This is a genomic window from Caulobacter sp. P1_B12_2, from assembly GCF_056406675.1.
Genome location: NZ_JBFTZS010000325.1, coordinates 1 through 5,407, shown reverse-complemented (window position 1 = coordinate 5,407; position 5,407 = coordinate 1). Strand labels below are relative to the sequence as shown.

Sequence of the window (5,407 nt, the reverse complement as noted above, 5' to 3'; positions counted from 1 at the left end):
CGAGACGATGGTCGTACGGGCCAGGGCCTCTTCCATCTCGTCGGCGGCCGGCTGCATCAGCGGGCAGTGGAACGGGGCCGAGACGTTCAGCGGAATGGCGCGCGCGCCCAATTCCTTGGCCTTCTCGATGGCCTTGTCCACGGCGGCCTTTTCGCCGGAGATCACCACGTTGCCGTTGTTGTTGTCGTTGGCCACGACGCAGACGCCAACTTCCGAGCCAGCGGCCGCGGCGGCCTCGGCCAGGGCCAGGTCGGTCTTCGGGCCGATCAGCGAGGCCATCGCGCCCTCGCCCACCGGCACGGCGCGCTGCATGGCCTGGCCGCGCAGCTTCAGCAGTCGGGCGGTGTCGGCCAGGGTGATCGCGCCGGCGGCGGCCAGGGCGCTGTATTCGCCCAGGCTGTGGCCGGCCACGAAGGCGGCCTTGTCGATTCCGACGCCGAATTCCTTTTCCAGCACGCGCGACACGGCCAGGCTGACCGCCATCAGCGCCGGCTGGGCGTTCTCGGTCAGGGTCAGGTCGGTCTCCGGCCCCTCGACCATCAGCTTGAACAGCTTCTGGCCCAGGGCGTCGTCGACCTCCTGGAAGACCTCGCGGGCGGCGGCGAAGGCCTGGGCGAGATCGGCGCCCATGCCGACCGTCTGGCTGCCCTGGCCGGGGAAAATGAAAGCGATGCTCATGGAAGCCCGCGCCTCTTTCTAAAGATTCAGGTTCTTAAAGATTCTGGCGCGGAGGGTTAGGCCATCGAACGCGGGGCGGCAAGTCAGCCCAGCCAGGGTCCGCCCGGCGGGCCCCAGCCCCAGATCGGCATCGGCGGGTTGTCGGCGGGCGCCTCGACGCCGGGCGCGGAGTTGATCACCGCCAGCCGCGTTCCCCATTCCAGATAGCCGACGAAGGCGGCGCGGAACTCCGGATCGGCCGGCAGGCCCACCGCGTCGGCGGTGTCCAGCATCAGCGAAACCCAGGCCCGGCGCTGCTGTTCGGTCAGGTGGCGACCCAGGTGATGGCCGATCATCGCCGCGTGCCCGCCGCCGGCCTCGCTGTAGGCCTTGGGGCCGCCGAACACCTCGGTGACGAAGGCGGCCACATGCTCGGCGTGGCGCGGGTTCATGCCGGCGAACACCGGGGCCAGGACCGGATCGTTGGGCACGGCGGCGTAGAAGGCCTCGAACAACGCCCGGAAGCGCTCGGGCCCGCCCGCCCAGGCCGCCAAGGTGGGGATTTCCGTTTCGCCGAGCGCCATGGCCGCCTCCCGTTTACGCCTTTGGTCTTAAGGGCGCAGGTTGACGTTTGGAAGGCGGAGGAATGGCGTTATTGAATTCATGACGCAGCTGGCTGCGCCCTCGCCTCTCCTGGAGCCTACGCATGCAACGCCTGCTTACCGGTCTCGCTCTCTGCGGCGCCCTTCTGGCCGCCTCTCCCGCCCTCGCCGCCCTCAAGGTCGGCGACAAGGCGCCCGACTTCACCGCTCCCGCCGCCCTGGCCGGCAAGGACTTCTCCTTCACCCTGTCCAAGGCGCTGAAGAAGGGGCCGGTGGTGCTGTACTTCTTCCCCGCCGCCTACACCTCGGGCTGCACGGCCGAGGCCCACGAGTTCGCCGAGGCCACGCCCGACTTCGAGAAGCTGGGCGCCACGGTGATCGGTGTCACGGCCGGCAATGTCGACAAGATCAAGGCCTTCTCCAGCGAGCATTGCCGCGACAAGTTCGCCGTCGCCGCCGCGCCCGCCGGCCTGGTCAAGACTTACGATGTCGGCATGACCGCGGCGGGCGTACCGATGCCCGGAGGTTGGTCGAACCGCACCTCCTATGTGATCGCGCCGAACGGCAAGATCCTGATGACCTACACGGACGGCAACTTCCAGGGGCACGTCACCAAGACCATGGACGCCGTGAAGGCCTATAAGGGCGCCAAGTAGGACGCGCCGAACGGATTTCGGCCAGCCTCTTGCGAAATCGGCGCGTGACGATCCCAGTGATCTTCACGCGCCGCATCTAGGATCACGGCCATGGTCGATATGATCCCCCTCGAAACCCTGGCCCGCGGCGTCGCCATCGGCGGCTTCGGCGTCACGGGCCTGGCCCTGGTGCTGGACCGGCGGCCCACGCCGGCGCGCTGGGTCGGCGGCCTGTTCTTCCTCTGCGCCATCGCCCATGTCCTCGACGGCTACCGACCGGGCGGGACGGACCACGCCACGCCGTTGATCTGGGCAATGTCGGTGGCCACCACCGGCCTGTTCTGGGCCCTGGCCTACGCCCTGTTCGCCGACGAGCGGCGCTTCTCGCCGCACCGCCTCTGGCCGGCGCTCGGCCTTGTGGTTCTATGGGCCCTGGCGCGCTTCATGCCGCCGGAAATCTGCCGGCCGTTCTGGCTGGTGTTCAACCTGACCTCGGTGGGGCTGGTCCTGCATGCGCTGCTGGTGATCTGGCGCGGGTGGCGCGGCGACCTGGTCATCCAGCGTCGGCGGCTGCGCGGGCCGGTGATGATCGCCGCCGCCGGCTACATCCTGCTGCTGAGCGCCCAGGACATGGCCTGGGCCACAGGTCTGCCGTGGATCTACGCGCCCAGCGTGGCCCAGGCCTTGGCCCTGGCGGCCCTGGCCCTGGTCGGCGCGACGGCCCTGCTCCGGGCCGAACCCATGCTGGTCGAGCTCCCGGTCCAGGCGGGCCACGCCGCGCCCTCGACGCCCGCGGCGGCCCTGGACCTCACCCCCGCCGACCGGCTGGTGCTGGCGCGGTTGCAGGCCGCCATGGACGAAGACGAGGTCTGGCGCGGCGAGGACCTGTCGATCAGCGCCCTGGCCGCCCTGGTCGGCGCGCCCGAGCACCGCCTGCGCCGGCTGATCAACGGCGTCCTGGGCCATCGCAACTTCGCCGACTACGTCAACGGTCGGCGCGTCGAGGCGGCCAAGACCGCCCTCGCCGCCCCGGACCTGGCCCTGAAATCGATCTCGACCATCGCCTACGACCTGGGCTTCGCCTCGCTGGGGCCGTTCAACAGGGCTTTCCGCGCCGCGACCGGTGTCACCCCAACTGAATGGCGGACCGCCAACACCCCGGTCCCGGCGCGGCTGAGACTGGTCGAAACCGGCGAACCGTCGCCGAAAGCCGACAAGTCCGCCTGATTTCGCGATCGGCGCGACGGGCTCCGGTCGCCGCGTCTTCCTCGGGACGTCGTCCATCCGAGGAAAACCCGATGTCGTTCCTGCTCCCCTTCGCCGAAAACTGGCTGCACGGCGTGTTCACCGACGTCAGCCGCTACGTGATCTTCGCGGTCGGCGTCTGGCTGGCGCTGTGGGTCGTGCTGGCGGTCCCGCTGGCCGGCCGCAAGATCCGCGAAGGCCGCCCGCCGGCCCAACAATTGGTGATCGAGTTCGCCTGCTCGATCCGCTCGATCATGGTGTTCTCGACCGTCGGCCTGCTGAGCTTCGGCCTGTTCCGCGCCGGCCTGATGCCCGGTCCGTACATCGCCCGCGCGTGGGGCCCGGTCTGGTTCTGGACCAGCCTCGTGCTGATGATCGTCGCCCACGACGCCTGGTTCTACTGGACCCATAGGCTGATCCACGACCGGCGGCTGTTTCGCACCTTCCACCGTCGCCATCACCGGTCCAACAGCCCCTCGCCGTTCACCGCCTACAGCTTCGACCTGGGCGAGGCGGCGATCAACGCGCTGTTCGTGCCGCTGTGGATGCTGATCGTGCCCACCCAATGGCCGGTCGCGGGACTGTTCATGCTGCACCAGATCGTCCGCAACACCCTGGGCCACAGCGGTTACGAGCTGTTTCCGGCCGCCCGGGACGGGCGTCCGCTGCTGCCCTGGCTGACGACAGTGACCCATCACGACCTGCACCACGCCCAGGCAGGCTGGAACTACGGCCTCTACTTCACCTGGTGGGACCGGATGATGGGCACCGAGAACCCGCGCTATCTGGAGCGGTTCGCCCAGGCCGTGCGCCGCCCGAGGCGTGAGGTGGAGATCAAGGCGGCGGAAGCCGCCTGAGGCCTACCAGGTGGTGCGGACCAGCTTGACCATCAGCCGGCCGTCCTGGACCCGCTCGTCGGCGGCCCGCAGGCTGACGGTGAACTCGGCGGGGATGTCGAACGGCCGGGTCAGGCTGAAATCGACGCCCTCCTCGCCCATCGTCCCGCCGCCCACCGCGATCGAGGCGACCGGACGCCCATCCAGGGTCAGTTCGGACCGCACATTGGCGCGGGTCACCGGCATGGCGCCGCGCAGATAGACCGGCTGGGTGGCGTTCATGTCCATCGACAGCCGCACATAGTTGGTCCTGGGCAGCAGGCCGAAGCCGAACGAACGGGCCAGGGACGAGCGGATCGCCGCCTCGCGGGCGTTCCAGGACGCCCCCACACCGACCGCGCGATTGGCCGCGACGTGCTCGTCGGGCTTCTGGTTTAGCTTGAGGTCGAAATTATAGGTGGGATCGTCGATGGCGCCGGCCACCTTGGCGGTGAAGGTCGCCTTCTCGGCGTCGCTGGACAGGTCCAGCGTCTGGGCGGCCGAATAGCCCTGGAAGTGGCCGTCCGCGCCCCACACCGACAGATCGGGCTTGCGCACGATGTCGCCCGCCGTCGCCGGCAAGGCGAAGGCGGCGGTCGCGGCCGTCGCCACGATCAGGGATGCAAGCGTTCGAAACCCCATGAACCCCGATAGCATAAGCCTTTGCGCGTCCAAACACCTTGGGCGTCAAATTTGTATGACAACTGTTCGCCGCCTCGTTTCCAGGCGATTATTGCCGCGTGGATTTCCGAGCCGATGCCGCGCCGCTGGGCCGGACCTGGCGGATCCGCAGGGTTTCCTTGCCTTGGCGCGACCTTTCGGCTATTAGCGCGCCCTCTCACGGATGGCGGTCTTGCACGCAGCCCTTTGGGTCGGGATTTCCCGCTCGGCATGCAGGATCCATCGTGGTCGACGGACTTCCGCCGTCGGCCGCGCCGCTTTCCAAGCCGGAAGAAGGAAAACATGTCGTTCTACGAACACGTGGTCATCGCGCGGCAGGACATCTCGCCGCAACAGGCCGAAGCTCTGAATGAGCAACTCAAGGCCCTCCTGGAAGAAAATGGCGGTCACATCGCCAAGATCGAATACTGGGGCCTGCGTAACCTCACCTATCGCATCAAGAAGAACCGCAAGGGCCACTACTCCCTGCTCGCCATCGACGCTCCGGCCGCGGCCGTGAAGGAGATGGAACGTCAGTTGCTGATCAATGAAGACGTGCTGCGCTTCATGACCATCCGCGTCGAAGAGCTGGACCTGGAACTGTCGCCGGTTCTGGCCCGTCGCGACCGCGAACGTGGCGAGCGCACCGAGCGCCCGCGCGACGACTTCGCGCCGGCCGCGTAAGGGAGAAGAGAGATCATGACCGATACCACTGCTCCCGAAGCCGGCGCTC

At 68.3% G+C, this 5,407-nt stretch carries 7 protein-coding genes; 4 read left to right on the top strand and 3 right to left on the bottom strand.

All coding sequences use genetic code 11. The annotated features are described in order from the left end of the window. Nucleotides 1-678, bottom strand: a 678-nt coding sequence (locus AC1DZ6_RS18100) for an ACP S-malonyltransferase (protein ID WP_477098531.1), incomplete at its 3' end; no start/stop codon positions are given. An 83-nt stretch (nt 679-761) separates the two neighbouring features. Continuing rightward, a complete protein-coding gene (locus AC1DZ6_RS18095) occupies nt 762-1,241 on the bottom strand; it encodes a group II truncated hemoglobin (RefSeq protein WP_477098530.1) in 480 nt (159 codons plus the stop codon). Between the two features lie 122 nt (nt 1,242-1,363). On the opposite strand from AC1DZ6_RS18095, the gene AC1DZ6_RS18090 reads away from it, so the two are divergent. The 3 genes from AC1DZ6_RS18090 (at nt 1,364) to AC1DZ6_RS18080 (ending at nt 3,996) form a co-directional block, all read left to right on the top strand. Next, on the top strand, nt 1,364-1,915 hold the full coding sequence (locus AC1DZ6_RS18090; protein ID WP_477098529.1) for a peroxiredoxin: 552 nt from the start codon (nt 1,364-1,366) through the stop codon (nt 1,913-1,915). A 90-nt stretch (nt 1,916-2,005) separates the two neighbouring features. Further along, on the top strand, nt 2,006-3,121 hold the full coding sequence (locus AC1DZ6_RS18085) for a helix-turn-helix domain-containing protein (RefSeq protein ID WP_477098528.1): 1,116 nt from the start codon (nt 2,006-2,008) through the stop codon (nt 3,119-3,121). Nucleotides 3,122-3,192: 71 nt separating this feature from the next. Beyond that, nucleotides 3,193-3,996: a sterol desaturase family protein gene (locus tag AC1DZ6_RS18080; RefSeq protein ID WP_477098527.1), complete on the top strand. Its 804-nt coding sequence runs from the start codon at nt 3,193-3,195 to the stop codon at nt 3,994-3,996. A gap of 3 nt (nt 3,997-3,999) precedes the next feature. On the opposite strand, the gene AC1DZ6_RS18075 is transcribed toward AC1DZ6_RS18080, so the two are convergent. Next, nucleotides 4,000-4,626, bottom strand: coding sequence for a hypothetical protein (locus tag AC1DZ6_RS18075; protein WP_477098526.1), 627 nt, complete (start codon nt 4,624-4,626; stop codon nt 4,000-4,002). A gap of 351 nt (nt 4,627-4,977) precedes the next feature. Between AC1DZ6_RS18075 and rpsF the strand changes: the two genes are divergently transcribed. Further along, on the top strand, nt 4,978-5,358 hold the full coding sequence (rpsF, locus tag AC1DZ6_RS18070; protein WP_477098532.1) for a 30S ribosomal protein S6: 381 nt from the start codon (nt 4,978-4,980) through the stop codon (nt 5,356-5,358). Nucleotides 5,359-5,407 lie beyond the last annotated feature (49 nt).

What these genes read in the sequence shown, in the direction of transcription:
- AC1DZ6_RS18095 (WP_477098530.1), bottom strand. Translation starts at nt 1,241, where the DNA reads ATGGCGCTCGGCGAAACGGAAATCCCCACCTTGGCGGCCTGGGCGGGC.
- rpsF (WP_477098532.1), top strand. Translation starts at nt 4,978, where the DNA reads ATGTCGTTCTACGAACACGTGGTCATCGCGCGGCAGGACATCTCGCCG.
- AC1DZ6_RS18090 (WP_477098529.1), top strand. Translation starts at nt 1,364, where the DNA reads ATGCAACGCCTGCTTACCGGTCTCGCTCTCTGCGGCGCCCTTCTGGCC.
- AC1DZ6_RS18085 (WP_477098528.1), top strand. Translation starts at nt 2,006, where the DNA reads ATGGTCGATATGATCCCCCTCGAAACCCTGGCCCGCGGCGTCGCCATC.
- AC1DZ6_RS18080 (WP_477098527.1), top strand. Translation starts at nt 3,193, where the DNA reads ATGTCGTTCCTGCTCCCCTTCGCCGAAAACTGGCTGCACGGCGTGTTC.